This window comes from Streptomyces sp. NPDC008317, from assembly GCF_042955955.1.
Taxonomy (GTDB): domain Bacteria; phylum Actinomycetota; class Actinomycetes; order Streptomycetales; family Streptomycetaceae; genus Actinacidiphila.
In genome coordinates, this window is the sequence record NZ_JBIBFQ010000004.1 from 333,204 (window position 1) to 351,772 (window position 18,569).

Consider the following 18,569-nt stretch of genomic DNA (forward strand, 5'->3'; position numbering starts at 1 on the left):
GCGGCGGGCAGGTCGGCGGCGGATGAGGTCAGGACAGAACGCGGCGGCTCAGCACGACTTCCCGTCGCCGACGAAGCCGCGCGACATCGTGGACCCGCCGCCGACCCCGCTGCCGACCCCGCCGCTGGTGCCGTCGATGGAGACGTCCGGCGGCGACATGGAAGCGCTCGGTCGCGCGCCGGCCTCCGTCAGCCGGTTCAGCGACGCCGCGATGCAGGCGATCGGCTGCGGGTGCTTGTTGGCATAGTCGCTCCCGGAGCCCAGCGGGTTCCCCAGCCCGCGGATCAGCAGCACGGCGAGGTAGGCACCCTGCCGGTTCATCAGGATCTGCACCCCGGTGCCCGTTCTGCTGCTGCCCTGGTAGGTGACCGGACTGTCGGCGGCCTCACCGGTCGTGCCGAGGTCGGTGGTCAGCTCGACACCGCACGTGTCCTTCACCGCCTCGCCGAACCGTTCCGTCCGGTAGCGGGCGGCCTCGGCGTCGGTGAACGCGTAGAGCAGGTACTCCGCCTCCTCCCCCGCCGACGCGCCGTACAGCCGCACCGCGCCGGCCCGTACGTCTCCGGCGGGAGACGGTACCGGGCAGGCCCCCATGAGCTTGAGCGCGGTGCCCGGGGCGAGGGTCTTCCAGGGGGCCACCGGGAAGAACGGCAGGGCGCCGGGCGGCAGCAGCTCGTCGGTGAGGCGGTGGGCCAGGGCGGCCGGGTCGGGCGGCTCCGGCGGGGGCGTGGTGGACGCGACGGTGCCCGGCAGCGCGCCGGTGCCGCGCGGGCCGTCGGAGCCGGGCAGCAACTGCCAGGTGCCGACAGCGACCGCGAGAGCCGCGACCAGCGACACGGCCCCGGTCCTGCGGCGGGCGCGCCGCCGTTCGCCGAGCCTGCGGGCGGCCGGGGCCCCGGCGAGTACGACCAACGGCTCGGTGTCGCGGGCGAGTCCGCGCAGCCGCTCGTCCAGCGGATCGGCGGAGTCCGAGCCGATGTCGGAGTGCAAGCCGATGTCGGAGTCCGAGCCGATGTCGGAGTGCGAGCCGATGTCGGTGTCCATGTCGGCGGCGGGGGTGTCGGCGGCGGTGCCGAGGGGGTCGGGACCGGCCGGGCGGCCGAACGGGTCAGCCATGGAGGGGCACCTCCTCGGTGCGGTGGCGCGCCGCACGTGCGTGGCGTGCGTCGTCGGCTGTGGCGGTAGCGGTAGCGGCGTCCCGACCGGCGGGGTCGTGAGCGCCGCGACCGGCGGTGTCGTGGGCGGCGGACGCGGACGCGGCGGGTTCGGGCTCCGCGTCGTCCGCCGGGTCGTCCTTGAGCAGGGCCCCCAGTGCTCTCCTCCCCCGGCTCAGCCGGGTCCGTACGGCGGCGCTGGACACGCCGGTCTGCCGGGCGATCTCCTCCACCGGCAGGTCGAGGAGGTGGTGCATGACCACGGCGGTGCGCTGGTCGTCGCCGAGCGCGCGCAGGGCGTCGATCAGCGCGACCCGGTCGGGTGCGAGCGCCGGGGCGTCGGGCGGCGGCCCGTGCCGGAAGTGCGCGCGCACCCGGTTGCGGGCCTTGCGCCAGGTGCTCACCGCCAGACGTACGGCGACGGTACGCACCCAGGGCGCGGGGTCGCCCTCCGCGGTGAGCTTCGGCCAGCGCTGCCATGCCCTGGCGTACGCCTCCTGCACGGCGTCCTCCGCCTCACCCAGATCCCCGGTGATCGTGTAGACGACGGCCACCATGCGCTTCGCCGTGGCGGCGTAGAACTGGTCGAAGTCCGCCGCCGGTTCTGGCTGTGCGGTCATGTGGTTCTTCCCTCCCTCAGAACTACACGCGCGGCGGCGGCCTTATGTGACAGGCGGACGGGAGTTTTTTTCCGTGGGCCCCGCGCCACGCCTCTTGGCAGGCCCTCCCGTGAGCCGCGACACCGGTCCGAGGTCGAGCCCGAGCGGCCGGGCCAGCACCAGCGCGGGCAGGCACAGGGCGGCGGCGCCCAGCAGCAGTCCCGTGAGGTCGCCGGCCGGGCCGCCGCCGAGCCGGGCGGTGACGGCGTGGGCGGTGAGCAGCGCCAGGGCGGCGCCCGGCAGGAAGGCCGCGGTGAGCCGTACGTGGTGGCCCAGGACGCGGGGCCGCCAGCCCAGGCGGCGGCGCAGCAGCGCGGCGGTGGCCAGCAGGCCGACCGTGCAGGCGAGCGCGTATCCGGCGGCCATGCCGGTGACCGCCCAGCGGGCCGGGAGCAGCGCGTAACAGGCGGCGGCGCTCGCGGCGTTGACGGCGGCGATGAGGACGTTGAGGAAGAAGGGCGTACGGGTGTCGCCGAGCGCGTAGTAGCCGCGCGCGAGCAGGTACTGGCCCGCGAAGGCGGGCAGGCCGACGGCGAAGGCGACCAGCATCCAGGCGATGGCGCGGGCGTCCGCCTCGCTGGTGGCGCCGTGCTGGAAGACGACGCCGGTGATCTGCGGGGCGAGCGTGAGGAAGGCGAAGACGGCGGGGACGACGGCGGTGCCGGAGACGGTGAGGCCGCGCGTGAGGTCGGCGCCGATCGCCGCGTGGTCGCCGTCGGCCGCGGCCCGGCTCATGCGCGGCAGCAGCGCGGTGGCCAGCGACACGGTGACGATGCCCTGCGGGACGACCCACAGGCTGTACGCGTTGCTGTAGGCCGCGTAGCCGACGCCGGTGGAGTGGCCCGAGGCCAGCGCGCGCAGTCCGGCGGAGGTGGACAGCCGGGTCACCACCCAGTACGCGCCCTGGTTGACCAGGACCAGCAGCAGCGTCCACACGGCGGCCCGCATCGGCTGGGTGAGTCCGGCGCCGCGCCAGTCGAACCGCGGGTGCCAGCGGAAGCCGGTGGCGCGCAGCGACGGCAGCAGCGCGAGGGCCTGCACCGCGATGCCCGCGGTGCTGCCGAGGCCGAGCAGCAGCGCGTCCCGGTGTCCGATGCCCCCGCTCGCGACCGCGAGGTACAGGCCGAAGACGGCGATCACGACGAGGTTGTTGAGCACCGGGGTCCACATCATGGCGCCGAACCGGTCGCGGGCGCCGAGGACCTGGCCGAGGAGCGTGAACAGGCCGTAGAAGAGGATCTGCGGCAGGCAGTAGCGGGCCAGCGACACGGTCAGGTCGCGCTGGCCGCCGCTGAAGCCGGGCGCGTACGCGCTGACCAGCCAGGGCGCGGCGAGCACCGCGAGGGCGGTGACGGCGAGCAGCGCGACCGCGCACAGGGTGAGCAGCCGGTCGGTGTACGCCTGGCCGCCGTCGGCGTGCTCGCGGGCGGCGCGGACGAGTTCGGGGACGAAGACGGACTGGAGGGCGCCGCCGATCATCAGCGCGTAGATGATGTTGGGCACGGTGTTGGCGACCCCGAAGGCGTCTCCGGCCGCCGCCGTGCCGAGCGCTGCGGTGATCGTCGCCAGCCGCAGGAAGCCGGTGGCGCGGGACACCAGCGACCCGGCCATCATCAGACCGCCGCTGCGCCGCAGGGAGTTGGTGTCGCGGGCGTGCGCCCGCCGCCCCTTGCGGTGCGTGGAGCCGTCCACTGCTGAAGTCACCCGTCGGTCCCCTGTTCACGCTGATCGTCCTGTGCCCGGTACCGGCTGGTCGCGCGGGTCCCCGTCCCCTGGGCAGACGCGCAGTCTGCCCCGGCGGTCACGGCTGACGGAAGTCGCGGGGCGGTACGGCGGGTGTCGGAAAAGTCTCTGTCACCTGACGGCCGCGCCGGGCGTGTCCTTCGTGAGCGGGCCGCCCCGGCCCGCCCCGCAGCGCGGAGGACGACGCCTTGACGATGACCACTCACCAGCGTTCCGGCTCCGGCTCCGACCGCGCCGCGAGCGACAAAGGCACCGGCACCGGTGCTCTGCGGCTGCTGCCGATGCCCGCCTCCGCGCACGCCGACTTCGTCCGCCGCCCCGGCCCGTACACCGCGAGCTTCCTCCAGACGCCCGCCTGGGCGCGGGTGAAGTCCGGCTGGCAGGCGGAGAGCCTGGCCTGGCTGGACGAGCACGACCGGCCGGTCGGCTCCGCGCTGGTCCTGTACCGCCAACTGCCGGGCGTACGGCGGTCGTTCGCGTACCTCCCGGAGGGCCCCGCGGTGGACTGGGCCGATCCGCGCCTGGACCGCTGGCTCGACCCGCTGCTGGAACACCTGCGCGGTACGGGGGCGTTCGCGGTACGGATGGGGCCGCCGCTGGCGTACCGGCGGTGGACGGCGCGGACGTTGAAGGACGCGTCGGGCCCCGGGCGCCGGGTCGGTGACGTGCTGCCCGACCTGGTCGAGCCGTTGGGCGCGGCGGTCTCCGACCGGCTGCGCGAGGGCGGTTGGCGGCGCTGCGGCGAGGACGGGCAGGGTGGGGACGCGCAGCCGCGGCTGGTGTTCGAGATACCGCTGGCCGGGCGCGGTCTGGACGACCTGTGGACCGGCCTCAACCAGGAGTGGCGGCGCAACGTGAAGAAGGCCGCCAAGTGCGGTGTGCGCACGGGTGTCGAGGGCCCGGAGGCGCTGCCGGCCTTCCACGAGCTGCTGCGGGTCACCGAGGCCCGCGACGGCTTCGACCTCGGCCGTTCGCTGGACTACTACCGGCGGCAGTACGAGGCGCTCAACGCCGAGGAGCCGGGCCGCATGCGGCTGTACACCGCGCGGCACGAGGGCGAACTCCTCGCCGCGCACACGCTGTTGACCGCGCCGGACGGCGGCCGGGTCTGGTACCAGACGGGTGCCTCCGCCGACCACCGCCGCGAGGTGCGGCCGAGCAACGCGCTCCAGTGGCGGATGCTGTGCGACGCGCAGGCGATGGGCGCGGCGGTCTACGACATGCGCGGGGTGCCCGACGGCCTCGACCCGGCGGCGCGCGCCTACGGGCTGCTGCGCTGGAAGTTGGGCACCGGCGGGGAGGCGGTGGAGACGGTGGGCGAGTGGGAGCTGCCGCTCCAGGGCGCGGTCAACAAGACGCTGCACCGGGCGATGCACGCGTATCTGACCCGGCGCTGAACGCTCGGGGGCCACGGGCTGACAAATTCACGGGCTCACGGGCCCACGGGCCCAACGCGTAGCCCCGACTGGGCCGTTGCCGCTCAGGCGGGGCTGGCCGCGGCGCCCATCGGCTGCGTGCGGCGTACCGACCGCAGCACGGGCACGACGCTGAGCGTGCCGAGTATCCCCGCGCCCGCGATCACCGCGTAGGGCGGCACCCACTCCGCGACGGCGCCGCCGACCGTCATGCCGACGCCCTGGAGCGTCATGATCCCCGCGCCGAGCAGCGACATGGCCCGGCCGCGCATGTCCTCGGGCACGTCGTGCACGAACCACTTGTCGATGCCGAGCGCGTACGCGGTGGTGACCCCGGTGATCAGCAGCAGCACGATCGCCAGCGGCAGCGAGGGGTGCACGAGGAAGCAGACGAAGGGCAGCATCGAGACGGCGGCGAGCGGGATGGCGATCCGTTCGCGGGCGGACGGGGTGAGCAGCGTGCCCGCCAGCACCTCGCCGACGACGGTGCCCGCGGGCATCGCGGCGAGCAGGATGCCGAAGCCCGCGGAGCCCGCGCCCGCCGCGTCCGCGTAGGGCGCGGCGACGCCCTCGGCGACGACGCAGAACATCGGCGGCACCCACCACATGAGCATCAGCGAGCGGATTCGCGCGTTGCGGAACAGCCGCCCCGCGGAGCCGATCGAGTCGCGCATCATGGCGCCGGTCCCGGTGACCCGGGCGGGCCGGTCGCGGGTGCCGAAGCGCAGCAGCAGCGCGGAGCTGAGGAAGGTGCCGATCGTCACCAGCAGCGCGGCGCGCGGCGACAGCCACACCAGGACGAGACCGCCGATTCCGTAGCCGATGATCTGCGAGCTCTGGCCGACGATCCGCACCAGGGAGCGGCCGAGCACGAAGACGTCGCCGTGGAGGATGTCGGCCAGGCTGGCGGCCCTCGTGCCGGTGAACAGCGGCGTGATCATCGAGACGGACACGCGTAGCACGAAGAGAAGGGCGAGCGGCGTGGCCGGCACGGCCATCACCGCGACGAAGGCCGCGCAGAGCAGATCGCAGGCCACCAGGACGCGGCGGGTGGGGTACCGGTCGGAGATTCCGGACAGCAGGATGCCGCTGAGCGCGTAGGGCAGGAAACCGAGCGCGAAGATCAGCGCGGTGAGGACGGCGGAGCCGGTCTGCCGGAAGACGAGGACGGCCAGCGAGACCTCGGCGAAGACGCTGCCGAGGACGGACAGGACATGCGCGGCGAAGATCGGGCGGAATTCCCTGACCGCGAAAACGGCACCGTAGCCGGTGGGGGTGCTGTCGCCGGTGGCGGTCGCGCCGCTGGTAGGAGGCGTGCCGTCGCCCTTCCCGTGGGTGGTGGGAGCGGGCTGCGAACCGGTCGGCGATGGGGTGCGTCCACCTGGTGGGGGGTGCTCGCTGTCCGTTGTCATGACATCACCCTGGTGGCATGAGCACTGCATATCGTAGTGTTTCGGACTGAGCCGAATCTTGGGGGTCGTGATGTCGTTTCGTATGCGATTTGCGGCTGAGGACCTTCTGCGGTGCCGCTTCGCCATCTCACCGCTGCGGGAGACCCAGGGGGCGATACGTACCCTGTCCCGGCCGGACCGACACGGCTACCACCTGCCCTGGTTGCGGCAGGTCAGGGCCGCCGCGGCCGGTCTCGACCTGGCTCCGCTGTGGCTGCTGGCACCGGATCACGGGCACCCCCCGGACTTTCTGCACCCCCCGCCCCAGGCACCCCTGGGCACCCTGGACGACGAACTCGACGTCGTACGGGCCACGGACCCGGACGAGGCGCACCGCCAGATCCAGGCCGCGCTGGCCCAGACCCCGGGCGCGGAGCACGGCAAGCGGGGCCGCGCGATGCTCGCCGATCCGGCCGGAACCGTACGGCAGTTGGCCGGTTTGTACGAGCATGTGTGGGCTGCCCTGCTCGCCCCGCACTGGCCCCGGCTGCGAGCGGTGCTCGAGGCGGACATCGCCTATCACGCGCGGCGGCTGGCGGACGGCGGCATGCAGCGGCTGTTCACCGCGCTGCACCCGAAGCTGAGCTGGTCGGAGGGCGCGCTGACGGCGGCGGGGCACACCTCGCACCTGCCGGACCTCAGCGGCCAGGGGCTGGTGCTGGTGCCCAGCGTCTTCTTCTGGCCCGAGGCGGGCAACGCCTTCGACCCGCCCTGGCAGCCCACCGTCGTCTATCCGGCACGCGGCATCGGCGGGCTGTGGGCCGAGACCGGGCCGACCGCGTCCGCCGCGATGATCGCGCTGCTCGGCGCCAACCGGGCCGCGATCCTCAGCGACCTCGACGCGCCCAGCACCACGACGGCGCTGGCCCACCGGCACGCCCTCGCGCTGTCGTCGGTCTCCGCGCATCTGGCGGTGCTGCGCGACGCGGGTCTGCTGGCGTCCCGGCGCTACGGACACCAGGTGCTGTACGAACGGACGCCGCTCGGGATCGCGCTCACGACCGGCGGGCTGTTCTGAGCGCGCGCGGGACAACGGGCCGCTGACGGCGCCCGCCGCCATCCGGGCGTCCGCCATCGCGGCACTCCGCCGCCCCGCCGCTCCGCTACTCGGAGAGGTGGCGCTCCACCGTCTCGACCTTCGAGGCCAGTCCGTCCGTCACGCCCGGCCTGATGTCGGCCTTGAGGACCAGCGACACCCGGGGCGCACGCGCCTCGACCGCGGCGACGGCCCGCCGTACGACGTCCATCACCTCGTCCCACTCCCCCTCGACGGAGGTGAACATCGCGTCCGTACGGTTCGGCAGCCCGGACTCGCGGACCACGCGGACGGCGTCGGCCACGTACTCGCCGACGTCCTCGCCGACGCCCAGCGGGGTGACGGAGAAGGCGACGATCATGCGCCGACCGCCTCGCCCTGAGCGCCGCGCGCGGCCACGACCGACTCCTCGGACTCGCGGCGCAGCATCCGCTCGGCGAAGAAGCCGCCGGTGGGCAGGACGGACAGCACGAAGAAGAGGGCGCCGCGGGCCGGCGACCACTTGGCGCGGCGCCAGGCGTCCGCCCAGAAGACGACGTAGAGGACGAACAGGACTCCGTGCACCATGCCCATGACGGGCACCGCGTTGAAGTCGGTGGTCCGCTTGAGCACCGAGCAGACCATCAGCAGCAGGAACGACACCGCTTCCGGGGCGGAGATCAGACGGAGTCTGCGCAGGGCGGTGGCGGTCTTCAGGTCCACGAGAACCTCACTGTCGGTGGCGGGAAACAGGCTTGTGAACGTGATCACAAGACCACCCCATTATCACCGGCCCGTATCGATGGTCCGCCCCGGGGGTAGGAAACCGCGGGACGGGCGATAGCGTCCCTGTCCACGACACGACCCGTACGCACCACCCGCACGACGTGATCCGCACGACCTGACCGACCACCCAACGGGGACCGAGACACGATGACGATGGACTGGGACCGGCGGCACTGCGCCCGCAAGGGGCACATCACCTACGCGCCCGACGAGAACCACCTGCGGCAGAAGCTGCACGCGAGCACCGCCGTCGGCACGGTGTGGCGCTGTCTGCGCTGCGGCGACTTCGTCCTCGGCGACCCGCACGGCGCCGGCCCCGCCGACCGCGCCCCCGAGGTGCCGCGCGGCCGGGCGCTGCGCGACCTGTTCATCCTGCGCTTCCTCGCCGTCGAGCGGATCCTGCGCGGCCTGCTGGTCCTGATCGCCGCCTGGGCGGTCTGGCGGTTCAGCAACTCGCAGAACGCGGTGCGCGACCTGTTCGAGAAGGACCTCACCGTCTTCAAGCCGGTCGCCGAGCACTTCCACTACGACCTGGACCACTCGCCGGTCGTCGACACCATCCGCAAGACCTTCGACTACAAGCACTCCACCCTCCAGCTCGTCGCCGCGCTGCTGCTGGCGTACGCGCTGATCGAGATCATCGAGGGCTTCGGCCTGTGGTGGGGCAAGCGCTGGGCGGAGTATCTGGCGGTGGTGGCGACCGCCGCGTTCCTGCCGATCGAGGGCTACGAGCTGACCGAGCGGGTCAGTTGGTTCAAGGTCGCCACGATCACGCTCAATGTGCTGGCCGTCCTCTACATCCTGCTCGGCAAGCGGCTGTTCGGGCTGCGCGGCGGCCACAAGGCGTTCGAGGCCGAGCGCCGGAGCGCGTCGCTGCTGGAGGTCGAGGAGGCCGCGGGCGAGGTGCCGGGCGACCACGCGCCCAAGCCGCCGCTGCCGGTGCGGCAGCGGTCCACGGCGGACGGCGTCTGATCCGCGATGCCACGCTTCCGGCTCCAGGGCACCCGGGTGCTCGCCGTGGACCTCACCGGCGACACCGTCAAGGCGAAGAACGGCGCGATGGTCGCCTATGAGGGCGAGATGACGTTCAAGAAGATGACCGGCGGCGGCGAGGGCCTGCGCGGCCTGGTCACCCGCCGGATCACCGGTGAGTCGATGGCCGTCATGGAGGTGAAGGGGCACGGCACGTGCTACTTCGCCGACCGGGCCACCGAGATCAATCTGGTCCGGCTGAACGGCGAGAAGCTGTACGTCGAGGCGAGCAATCTGCTGGCCACCGACTCCGCGCTGCGCACCGGCACCACCTTCACCGGGCTGCGCGGCGCCTCGCAGGGCAACGGCCTGTTCACCACGACCGTCGAGGGCACCGGGCAGGCGGCCGTGATGTCCGACGGGCCCGCGATCGTGCTGCGGGTGTCGGCCGCGACGCCGCTGATCGTGGACCCGGGCGCGTACATCGCGCACACCGGGAATCTGCGGCAGCAGCTCCAGCAGTCGGTGGGCTGGCGCACGGTGATCGGCGAGGGGTCGGGCGAGAGCTTCCAGATCCGCTTCGAGGGCGAGGGGCTGGTGTACGTGCAGCCCAGCGAGCGCACCACGATCGGGGGTCAGCTCTGATGCCGTTCACCAGGATCAACTCCAAGATGGTGGAGGCCGCGATCGCCCCGGGTCAGCGGATGTTCAGCCAGCGCGGGGCGATGCTGGCGTACCGTGGGGAGGTCTCCTTCACGCCGAGCATCACCGGCGGCCAGGGCGGTGTGATGTCGATGATCGGCCGCCGGGTCGCCAACGAGGCGACGCCGCTGATGACCATCGAGGGCGACGGCTCGGTGATGTTCGGGCACGGCGGGCACCACATCCACTCCATCGACCTCGCGGGCGAGACGCTGTACGTCGAGGCCGACCGGCTGCTCGCCTTCGACGGCTCGCTCCGGCAGGGCACCATGTTCATGGGTTCGCAGGGCGGTGTCATGGGCGTCATACGCGGTCAGGTCACCGGGCAGGGCCTGTTCACCACCACGCTCCAGGGCAAGGGGTCGGTCGCCGTCATGGCGCACGGCGGTGTCATCGAACTGCCCATCGCCCCGCAGCGCCCGGTGCACGTCGACCCGCAGGCGTATGTCGCCCACCGCGGCGACGTACGCAACAAGCTGTCCGCGGCGCTCGGCTGGCGCGAGATGGTCGGGCGCGGTTCGGGCGAGGCGTTCCAACTGGAGCTGTCCGGGCAGGGAATGGTCTACGTACAGGCGTCGGAGGAGAAGCTGTGAGCGGCGGTCCGATGGGCTGGGGCCCTCCGGGGGGCGGCGTACCGGGCGGCGCGCCGGGCGACAGCGGCGGGCCCGTGGTGTACGACCCGTACACGCTGCCGGTGAACGACAACGTCAACCCGTACGCCTTCTGCGTGGAGCTGGACGGGCAGTGGTTCCTCCAGAAGGGGAAGATGATCGCCTATTACGGGCAGGTCGACTTCCACGCGATCGGGCACGGCCCGCTGGACCGGCTGGTCGCCACCAGTTTCCACTCGCCGCTGCACGCCGCGGACTGGGTGGTGGCGCAGGGGCGCGGCAAGATGCTGCTCGCCGACCGGTCGTACGACATCAATTCGTACGATCTGGAGGACGGCAATCTGACCATCAGGTCGGGGAATCTGCTGGCCTTCGAGCCCACGCTGGCGCTCAAGCAGTCGATCATTCCCGGCTTTCTGACGCTGATCGGCACGGGGAAGTTCGTGGCCGCGTCGAACGGCGCGGTGCACTTCGTGGAGCCGCCGATCCGGGTCGACCCGCAGGCGCTGGTCGGCTGGGCGGACTGCCCGTCCCCCTGCCACCACTACGACCACGCGTATCTGCGCGGTGTCCTCGGCGGTATCCGCGCGATGACCGGGATCGGCGGGGCGTCGGGCGAGGAGCACCAGTTCGAGTTCGTCGGCGCGGGGCAGGTGCTGCTCCAGTCCACCGAGACGCTGATGGCCGAGGTCGACACCGGCGGAGTGCCGGGACAGGCCGGACCCGGCGTCCCCGGCGCGGGCGCACCCGGGCAGGGCCGTTTCGGACGGTGACCGTCCCGCTACCCTGACGATCATCCGCGGTGTGACCGCCGGTAGAATTCACTCTATGGAGACCGTGACAGCAGAAGCTGAAAGCGCTACGGCTTGGCTCACCGAGGACGAGCAGCGCGCCTGGCGCATCCATCTGGACGTCAGCCGGCTGCTCATGTACCAACTCGAGCGGGACCTCCAGTCCTTCGGCCTGACCAACAACGACTACGAGATCCTGGTCAACCTCTCCGAGGCCGAGGAGCGGCGGCTGCGCATGAGCGATCTGGCGCGCTCCACGCTCCAGTCCAAGAGCCGCCTCTCGCACCAGATCACCCGCATGGAGGCGGCCGGTCTCGTCCGCCGCGAGAACTGCGAGTCCGACCGCCGCGGTCTCTACGCGGTCCTCACCGACCAGGGCTGGGCCACCATGCGCCAGGTCGCCCCCCGTCATGTCGCCGCGGTCCGCGCGCACTTCATCGACCTCATCGCCCCGGAGGACCTCGCGACCTACCGCCGCGCCATGGCCCCGGTGGCCGACCACCTCCGCACGGTCCGCGAGAAGTAGCCCCGCGGGCCTCAGCGCCTCAGGGGCTCAGCGCCTCAGTTCTCAGGAGAGGCCCCGGGGCTCGTTCGAGGTGAGGCCGGCGATCAGTTCGTCGGCCGCCGCGTAGGGGTCGAGGGTGCCGTCGGTGACGCGCTCGGCGAGGGAGTCCAGGCGCTGGTCGCCGCGGAGGTCGCCGATGCGGGAGCGCAGGGCGGTGACGGCGATGTGCTCGACCTCGGTGGCGGCGCGGGCCCGGCGGCGGGTGGCCAGGACGCCGCGCTCCTCCATCCAGGCGCGGTGCTTCTCCAGGGCTTCGACGACTTCGTCGATGCCCTCGCCGCGCGCGGCGACGGTCTTGACGATGGGGGGCCGCCAGTCCCCCGCCTCGCGGGCTTCGCCGAGGCCGAGCATGTGGTTCAGCTCGCGGGCGGTGGCGTCGGCGCCGTCGCGGTCGGCCTTGTTGACCACGTAGACGTCGCCGATCTCCAGGATTCCGGCCTTGGCGGCCTGGATGCCGTCGCCCATGCCGGGGGCGAGCAGCACGACGGAGGTGTCGGCCTGCGCGGCGATCTCGACCTCGGACTGCCCGACGCCGACGGTCTCGACGAGGACGATGTCGCAGCCCGCCGCGTCCAGCACCCGGATGGCCTGGGGGGCGGCCCAGGCGAGGCCGCCGAGGTGGCCGCGGGTGGCCATGGAGCGGATGTAGACGCCGGGGTCGGAGGCGTGCTCCGACATACGGACGCGGTCGCCGAGCAGGGCGCCGCCGGAGAACGGCGACGACGGGTCGACGGCCAGGACGCCGACCCGCTTGCCCGCCTTGCGGTACGCGGTGACCAGCGCCGAGGTCGACGTGGACTTGCCGACGCCGGGCGACCCGGTGAGGCCGACCACGTACGCGCCGCCGGTCAGCGGCGCGAGTGCGGCCATCACCTCGCGGAGTTGCGGGGACGCCCCCTCCACGAGCGAGATCAGCCGGGCCACGGCCCTCGGCCGCCCCTGCCGCGCCTGCTCGACCAAGGTGAGGACGTCCACCACGTCTGTTCGCTCCCTCTTCCCGCTCACTACCGAAAAAGCCCGAAAAGACCCGGGAAGAACCCGGAAAAGCCGTGGAGCCGAAGGGCCGGGGCCCGTCAGTTCCCCGCGACCGTGATGATCAGCGCGTCGCCCTGTCCGCCGCCGCCGCACAGCGCCGCCGCTCCCGTACCGCCGCCGCGCCGCTTCAGTTCGAGGGCCAGGTGCAGCACGATACGTGCTCCCGACATGCCGATCGGGTGGCCCAGGGCGATGGCGCCGCCGTTCACGTTCACCTTTTCAGGGGTGACGCCCAGGTCCTTCATCGACTGGACGGCGACGGCCGCGAACGCCTCGTTGATCTCGATGAGGTCGAGGTCGTCCACGGTCAGGCCCTGCTTGCCGAGCGCGTGCTTGATGGCGTTGGACGGCTGGGACTGGAGCGAGTTGTCCGGGCCGGCGACATTGCCGTGGGCGCCGATCTCGGCGAGCCATTCCAGCCCCAGCTCCTCCGCCTTGGCGCGGCTCATGACGACCACGGCGGCGGCGCCGTCGGAGATCTGCGAGGCCGTACCGGCGGTGATCGTGCCGTCCTTCTTGAAGGCGGGCCGGAGCTTGCCCAGCGACTCGGCGGTGGTCTCGGGGCGGATGCCCTCGTCCTGGCTGAAGACCACCGGGTCGCCCTTGCGCTGCGGGATCTCCACCGGGGTGATCTCGGCGTCGAAGACGCCGTTCTTCTGCGCGGCGGCGGCCCGCTGGTGGGACAGCGCGCCGAACTCGTCCTGCGGGGCGCGCTCGATGCCGAGCCGCCCGTTGTGCGTCTCGGTCGACTCGCCCATCGCGATGTTCTCGAAGGCGTCGGTCAGCCCGTCGTACGCCATCGCGTCCAGCATCTCGATCGCGCCGTACTTGTGTCCCTCGCGGGACTTGGGCAGCAGGTGCGGGGCGTTGGTCATGGACTCCTGGCCGCCCGCGACCACGATGTCGAACTCGCCGGCCCGGATGAGCTGGTCGGCCAGCGCGATGGCGTCGAGGCCGGACAGGCACACCTTGTTGACGGTGAGCGCGGGCACGCTCATCGGGATGCCGGCCTTGACCGCCGCCTGCCGGGCCGGGATCTGGCCCGCGCCCGCCTGGAGCACCTGGCCCATGATCACGTACTGCACCTGGTCGCCGCCGATTCCGGCGCGGTCGAGCGCGGCCTTGATCGCGACACCGCCGAGGTCCGACCCGGAGAAGGTGCGCAGGCTGCCCAGGAGCCTGCCCATCGGGGTTCGGGCACCTGCGACGATCACGGATGTACGTGCCTGGCTGGTCATGGTGCGGCCCCTTCGGCTGAAGAGAGAAGTTAACGAGGGTTATCGTCAATGTACTGAGGGGTAGGCCGCTCGGTCACCCGTCGGAACGTGTGACGGCGCGCACGTTGCGTGACCACATACCGGTGCGGTGCACTGTGTCCATGGCTACTGGGCTGACCCGCATCGACCACATCGGCATCGCCTGCTTCGACCTGGACGCGACCGTCGAGTTCTACCGTGCCACCTACGGCTTCGAAGTGGCGCACAGCGAGGTGAACGAGGAGCAGGGCGTACGCGAGGCCATGCTCAGGATCAACGGCACCTCCGACGGGGGCGCCAGCTACCTCCAGCTCCTGGAGCCCACCCGGGAGGACTCCGCGGTCGGCAAGTGGCTGGCCAAGAACGGCGAGGGCGTGCACCACATCGCCTTCGGCACCGCGGACGTGGACGCCGACTCCGCCGCGATCCGCGACAAGGGCGTACGGGTGCTCTACGACGAGCCGCGCAGGGGCTCGATGGACTCCCGGATCACGTTCCTGCACCCCAAGGACTGCCACGGCGTACTGACCGAGCTGGTCACCTCGGCGGAAAAGACCACGGCAGAGACAGCGAAGGGCTCCCGGGACCACTGACCCAACCCCCGTCCTGCCCGGTAGAGTGACCGGGCCGACCGGGGTGGGCACGCGGGTACGCTCGCGCTCCGCGACGTTGATCTGACACCATTCTTCGTAGAGCTCTGTCTTCAAACGGAGTGACGAGGAATCTCACCCGGTTGGCGGGTGAGTACGCCAGGAGACCGATGGGACCGCGGAGTGCGGGGCAACGACAGCTACCAGGCTGACGACCACCTCTCTCAGCTCGAAGCCGAGATGGAGCGGCTTCGTACCGAGCGGGGCAAGGCCGTCGACCACGCCGACGACCTCGGATACCAGGTCGAGGTGCTGCGCGCCAAGCTGCACGAGGCGCGCCGCAATCTGGCGTCCCGCCCTGCCTACGACAACATCGGCCACCAGGCCGACCAGCTCCTGCGCAACGCCCAGATCCAGGCCGACCAGCTCCGCGCCGACGCCGAGCGCGAGCTGCGCGACGCCCGCGCCCAGACCCAGCGGCTGCTCCAGGAGCAGGCCGAGCACCAGGCCCGCTTCGAGGCGGAGTGGCACGCCGAGGCCATCGCCCGGCGGCGGCAGCTCGACGAGGAGCTGGGCGAGCGCCGCGCGACCGTAGAGACGCACGTCAACGAGAACGTGGCGTGGGCCGAGCAGCTGCGGGCCCGCAGCGAGTCGCAGGCCCGCCGCCTGCTGGACGAGACCCGCGCCGAGTCCGAGGCCGCGCTGGCCGCCGCCCGCGCCGAGGCCACCCGGGTCGCCGAGCAGACCCGCGAGCGGCTGACCTCGGAGGCGCAGGCCGCGCGCAACGAGGCGGAGCAGCTGCTGCGCCGGGCCCGCACCGACGCCGAGCGGCTGCTGACCGCCGCCTCGACGCAGGCGCAGGAGGCCACCAGCGAGGCCGAGCAGCTGCGCACCTCCACCCGCAGCGAGTCCGACGAGGCCAGAAGCCGGGCGATCGAGCTGTCCCGGCTGGCCGAGGAGCGGCTGCGGGAGGCCGACGAGGCGCTGCGCACCGCCCGCGCGGAGGCCGAGCGGCTGCGCGAGGAGGCCACGGCCGGCGCCGCCAAGCGCCTGGCGGCCACCGAGACGGAGAACGAGCAGCGCACCCGTACGGCCAGGGCCGAGATCGCCCGCATGGTCGGCGAGGCCACCAAGCAGGTGGACAGCGCCAAGGCCGAGGCCGAGCAGACCGTCGCCGACGCCCGCGCCGAGGCCGAGCGCATCCGTACCGAGGCGCAGGAGACCGCCCGCGCCGCCGCGTCCGAGGACGCCGCCGCCCAGCTGGCGCAGGCCGCCAGGTCGGCCGAGGAGATCCTGACCAAGGCGTCGGAGGACGCCCGCTCCACCACGAAGTCGGCGGGCGAGGAGGCCGAGCGGATCCGGCGCGAGGCCGAGGCGGAGGCCGAGCGGCTGCGCAGCGAGGCCGAGGCGTCCGCGCAGGAGCTGCGCGGCGCCGCCCAGGACGACACCGAGGAGTACCGGGCCAGGACCGTCGAGCTCCAGGAGGAGGCCAGGCGGCTGCGCGGCGAGGCCGAGCAGCTGCGAGCCGACGCCGTCGCCGAGGGCGAGCGGATCCGCGGTGAGGCCCGCAGGGAGGCCGTCCAGCAGATCGAGGAGGCCGCGAGCCGCGCCGAGGAGCTGCTGGCCAAGGCGAAGGCCGACGGCGACGAGCTGCGGCAGGGCGCGGCCGCCGAGGCCGACCGGATGCGGACCGAGTCCGTCGAGCGGGCCTCCGCGCTGAACACCAAGGCCGAGGAGGCCCTCCAGCACGCCCGCGCCGAGGCCGAGGAGCTGCGCCAGGAGGCGGAGCGCCAGGCCGCGACGGTCAAGGAGGAGGCCGAGCAGGCCGCCGAGCGGCAGCGCACGGAGGGCGAGACGCTCGTCGCCCGGATGCGCGAGGAGGCCGAGACCGACCTGGTACGGCTCCGCGAGGAGGCCGAGGCCCGGCTCGCCGCCGCCGAGCAGTCGCTGCGCGACGCGGACACCGAGGCGGAGCGGCTGCGCCGGGAGGCCGCCGAGGAGGCCGAGCGGCTGCGCCAGGAGACCGCCGAGCGGATCCGCACCCTCCAGGAGCAGGCCGAGGCCGAGGCGGTACGGCTGCGGGACGAGGCCGCGGCGGACGCGGCGCAGACCCGCGCGGAGGGCGAGAGCGTCGCCGTACGGCTCCAGGCGGAGGCGGCGGCGGAGGCCGAGCAGCGGCGCGCGGAGGCCAAGGAGCACGCGGACCGGGTCCGCGCGGAGGCCGCCGCGGCGGCCGAGCGCCTCGGTACGGAGGCCGCGGAGGCGCTGGCCGCCGCGCAGGAGGAAGCGGCCAGGCGCCGCCGCGAGGCCGAGGAGCTGCTGGGCGCCGCCCGCGGCGAGGCCGAGCAGGAGCGCGCGCAGGCCCGCCGCGAGAGCGAGGAGTTGCTGGCCGCCGCCCGCAAGCGCGTCGAGGACGCGGCGGCGGAGGCCGACCGGCTGGGCGCGGAGGCCGACCAGCGGGCCGCGGAGGCGGTCGCGGCGGCCGAGGCCACCGCGCAGCAGGTCCGCGACTCGGTCGCGCATCTGCACCAGGAGGCCGAGGAGGAGATCGCCGGGCTCCGCTCGGCGGCCGAGCACGCGGCCCAGCGGGTGCGCGGCGAGGCCCAGGGCGAGGCGGACCGGCTGCGCGCGGACGCCAACTCCGAGCGGGAGCGGGCGTCGGAGGACTCGGCGCGGATCCGCCGGGAGAGCCAGGAAGAGGCCGACGCGGCACGGCAGTTGGCCGACCGTACGGTCACCGAGGCGATCGAGGAGTCCGACCGGCTGCGCGCCGAGGCCCGCGACGACGCCAACCGGATGCGTACCGACGCGGCGGGCCAGGCCGACCAGTTGGTCACCAAGGCCCGCGAGGAGGCCGAACGGCTCGGTATCCTCGCCAAGGACGCGCTGGACACCGCGGAGCGCGAGGCCGAGGAGGCGCGGACGCATTCGCAGCGCGTCCTCGACGAGGCGCGCGAGGCGGCCAACAAGCGCCGCAGCGAGGCCGCGGAGCAGGCGGACGAGCTGATCGGCAAGGCGCAGGCGGAGGCCCGCAGGACCGCGGCGACGGCCGAGGAGCAGGCCGACGCGATGGTCGGCGCGGCCCGCGGCGAGGCCGAGCGGCTGGTCAACGAGGCGACGGCGGAGGGCAACGGCCTGGTCGAGCGGGCGCGGACCGACGCGGACACCATGCTCGGCGAGGCCAGGCACGACGCGACGGCCATAAGGGAACGTACCGAGGAGCTGCGCCAGCGCGTGGAGTCCGAGGTCGAGGAGCTGCACGACCGGGCCCGCAAGGAGGCCGCGGAGGCGATGAAGACCGTCGGCGAGCGGGTCGACAAGCTGGTCACCGCCGCCACCGAGCAGCTCGCCGAGGCGGAGCAGAAGGCCGCCGAGATCAAGTCCACGGCCACCTCCGAGGCGAGCAAGGTCCGTATCGCCGCGGTGAAGAAGGTCGAGGGCCTCCTGAAGGAGGCCGAGCAGAAGAAGGCCGAGGCCGAGCGCGAGGCCGAGCGGGTCAAGGGGGAGGCCCGCAGCGAAGCCGATCGCATCGTGACCGAGGGCAGACGAGAGCTGGAGATCCTCGTGCGCCGCAGAGAAGACATCAACGCGGAGATCTCTCGCGTCCAGGACGTGCTGGAGGCGCTGGAGTCGTTCGAGGCACCCGGTGGCGGTGTCACCGCTGGTGCGGGCGCGGGAACCACTCGTTCGAGTGGCAAGCGCATCGACGATGCTCCACTCGATTGAGCGGACATTCTCCATACCTAATAGGCAATGGCTCGGTGACACGCCGCCTGGGCCCCTAGGATTCCCCCTATCACCTCAACCGGTCTGAATCGACAGGA

At 73.0% G+C, this 18,569-nt stretch carries 17 protein-coding genes; 9 read left to right on the forward strand and 8 right to left on the reverse strand.

The features are described 5' to 3' along the window. Positions 1 to 48: 48 nt before the first annotated feature. Genes ACFY9V_RS14855 through murJ form a run of 3 tightly spaced genes read right to left on the reverse strand, consistent with a single transcriptional unit; the run spans position 49 to position 3,517 of the window. A complete protein-coding gene (locus ACFY9V_RS14855; protein WP_391161531.1) occupies positions 49 to 1,116 on the reverse strand; it encodes a hypothetical protein in 1,068 nt (355 codons plus the stop codon). Beyond that, positions 1,109 to 1,774: a SigE family RNA polymerase sigma factor gene (locus tag ACFY9V_RS14860; protein WP_391161532.1), complete on the reverse strand. Its 666-nt coding sequence runs from the start codon at positions 1,772 to 1,774 to the stop codon at positions 1,109 to 1,111. Before ACFY9V_RS14860 ends, ACFY9V_RS14855 begins: the two co-directional genes overlap by 8 nt. Positions 1,775 to 1,816: 42 nt before the next feature. Further along, positions 1,817 to 3,517 (reverse strand): murein biosynthesis integral membrane protein MurJ, encoded by a 1,701-nt coding sequence (gene murJ, locus ACFY9V_RS14865; RefSeq protein WP_391044624.1) that lies wholly within the window; start codon positions 3,515 to 3,517, stop codon positions 1,817 to 1,819. Between the two features lie 320 nt (positions 3,518 to 3,837). Here murJ and ACFY9V_RS14870 point away from each other — a divergent pair, with 320 nt between their 5' ends. Continuing rightward, positions 3,838 to 4,953 (forward strand): peptidoglycan bridge formation glycyltransferase FemA/FemB family protein, encoded by a 1,116-nt coding sequence (locus ACFY9V_RS14870; protein WP_355349677.1) that lies wholly within the window; start codon positions 3,838 to 3,840, stop codon positions 4,951 to 4,953. Between the two features lie 83 nt (positions 4,954 to 5,036). Here the strand turns inward: ACFY9V_RS14870 and ACFY9V_RS14875 are convergent, their stop codons facing one another. Further along, positions 5,037 to 6,383 carry an MFS transporter gene (locus ACFY9V_RS14875; RefSeq protein WP_391044621.1) on the reverse strand — a complete coding sequence of 449 codons (1,347 nt, stop codon included), beginning with the start codon at positions 6,381 to 6,383 and terminating at the stop codon, positions 5,037 to 5,039. Between the two features lie 70 nt (positions 6,384 to 6,453). On the opposite strand from ACFY9V_RS14875, the gene ACFY9V_RS14880 reads away from it, so the two are divergent. Continuing rightward, complete coding sequence (locus ACFY9V_RS14880) at positions 6,454 to 7,440, forward strand: DUF5937 family protein (RefSeq protein ID WP_355349647.1); 987 nt, start codon at positions 6,454 to 6,456, stop codon at positions 7,438 to 7,440. An 85-nt stretch (positions 7,441 to 7,525) separates the two neighbouring features. On the opposite strand, the gene ACFY9V_RS14885 is transcribed toward ACFY9V_RS14880, so the two are convergent. Both ACFY9V_RS14885 and ACFY9V_RS14890 read right to left on the reverse strand, forming a co-directional pair. Then, entirely contained in the window at positions 7,526 to 7,819 is a 294-nt protein-coding gene (locus tag ACFY9V_RS14885) for an MTH1187 family thiamine-binding protein (protein WP_391161533.1), read from the reverse strand. Further along, positions 7,816 to 8,160, reverse strand: a complete 345-nt coding sequence (locus ACFY9V_RS14890) for a DUF3817 domain-containing protein (protein ID WP_188281912.1) — start codon at positions 8,158 to 8,160, stop codon at positions 7,816 to 7,818. Before ACFY9V_RS14890 ends, ACFY9V_RS14885 begins: the two co-directional genes overlap by 4 nt. Positions 8,161 to 8,370: 210 nt before the next feature. On the opposite strand from ACFY9V_RS14890, the gene ACFY9V_RS14895 reads away from it, so the two are divergent. From ACFY9V_RS14895 to ACFY9V_RS14915, 5 genes are read left to right on the forward strand one after another with little or no spacing between them, the layout of a single operon-like run. Continuing rightward, the gene (locus tag ACFY9V_RS14895; RefSeq protein ID WP_355349651.1) at positions 8,371 to 9,195 is read left to right on the forward strand and encodes a DUF2127 domain-containing protein; all 825 of its coding nucleotides are present in this window, start codon (positions 8,371 to 8,373) and stop codon (positions 9,193 to 9,195) included. Positions 9,196 to 9,201: 6 nt separating this feature from the next. After that, complete coding sequence (locus ACFY9V_RS14900; RefSeq protein ID WP_355349653.1) at positions 9,202 to 9,840, forward strand: AIM24 family protein; 639 nt, start codon at positions 9,202 to 9,204, stop codon at positions 9,838 to 9,840. Then, positions 9,840 to 10,490: an AIM24 family protein gene (locus ACFY9V_RS14905; RefSeq protein ID WP_355349656.1), complete on the forward strand. Its 651-nt coding sequence runs from the start codon at positions 9,840 to 9,842 to the stop codon at positions 10,488 to 10,490. Before ACFY9V_RS14900 ends, ACFY9V_RS14905 begins: the two co-directional genes overlap by 1 nt. Before the next feature lie 11 nt (positions 10,491 to 10,501). Beyond that, positions 10,502 to 11,281 (forward strand): AIM24 family protein, encoded by a 780-nt coding sequence (locus tag ACFY9V_RS14910; protein WP_391161739.1) that lies wholly within the window; start codon positions 10,502 to 10,504, stop codon positions 11,279 to 11,281. A 55-nt stretch (positions 11,282 to 11,336) separates the two neighbouring features. Beyond that, complete coding sequence (locus tag ACFY9V_RS14915; RefSeq protein WP_355349659.1) at positions 11,337 to 11,825, forward strand: MarR family transcriptional regulator; 489 nt, start codon at positions 11,337 to 11,339, stop codon at positions 11,823 to 11,825. Between the two features lie 42 nt (positions 11,826 to 11,867). Here the strand turns inward: ACFY9V_RS14915 and meaB are convergent, their stop codons facing one another. Continuing rightward, positions 11,868 to 12,842 carry a methylmalonyl Co-A mutase-associated GTPase MeaB gene (meaB, locus tag ACFY9V_RS14920; protein ID WP_391161534.1) on the reverse strand — a complete coding sequence of 325 codons (975 nt, stop codon included), beginning with the start codon at positions 12,840 to 12,842 and terminating at the stop codon, positions 11,868 to 11,870. Positions 12,843 to 12,937: 95 nt separating this feature from the next. After that, entirely contained in the window at positions 12,938 to 14,137 is a 1,200-nt protein-coding gene (locus tag ACFY9V_RS14925) for an acetyl-CoA C-acetyltransferase (RefSeq protein WP_355349665.1), read from the reverse strand. Between the two features lie 140 nt (positions 14,138 to 14,277). Here ACFY9V_RS14925 and mce point away from each other — a divergent pair, with 140 nt between their 5' ends. Beyond that, positions 14,278 to 14,748, forward strand: a complete 471-nt coding sequence (gene mce, locus ACFY9V_RS14930; protein ID WP_355349668.1) for a methylmalonyl-CoA epimerase — start codon at positions 14,278 to 14,280, stop codon at positions 14,746 to 14,748. A gap of 180 nt (positions 14,749 to 14,928) precedes the next feature. Then, positions 14,929 to 18,471, forward strand: a complete 3,543-nt coding sequence (scy, locus tag ACFY9V_RS14935; RefSeq protein ID WP_391161535.1) for a polarized growth protein Scy — start codon at positions 14,929 to 14,931, stop codon at positions 18,469 to 18,471. Positions 18,472 to 18,569: the final 98 nt, after the last annotated feature.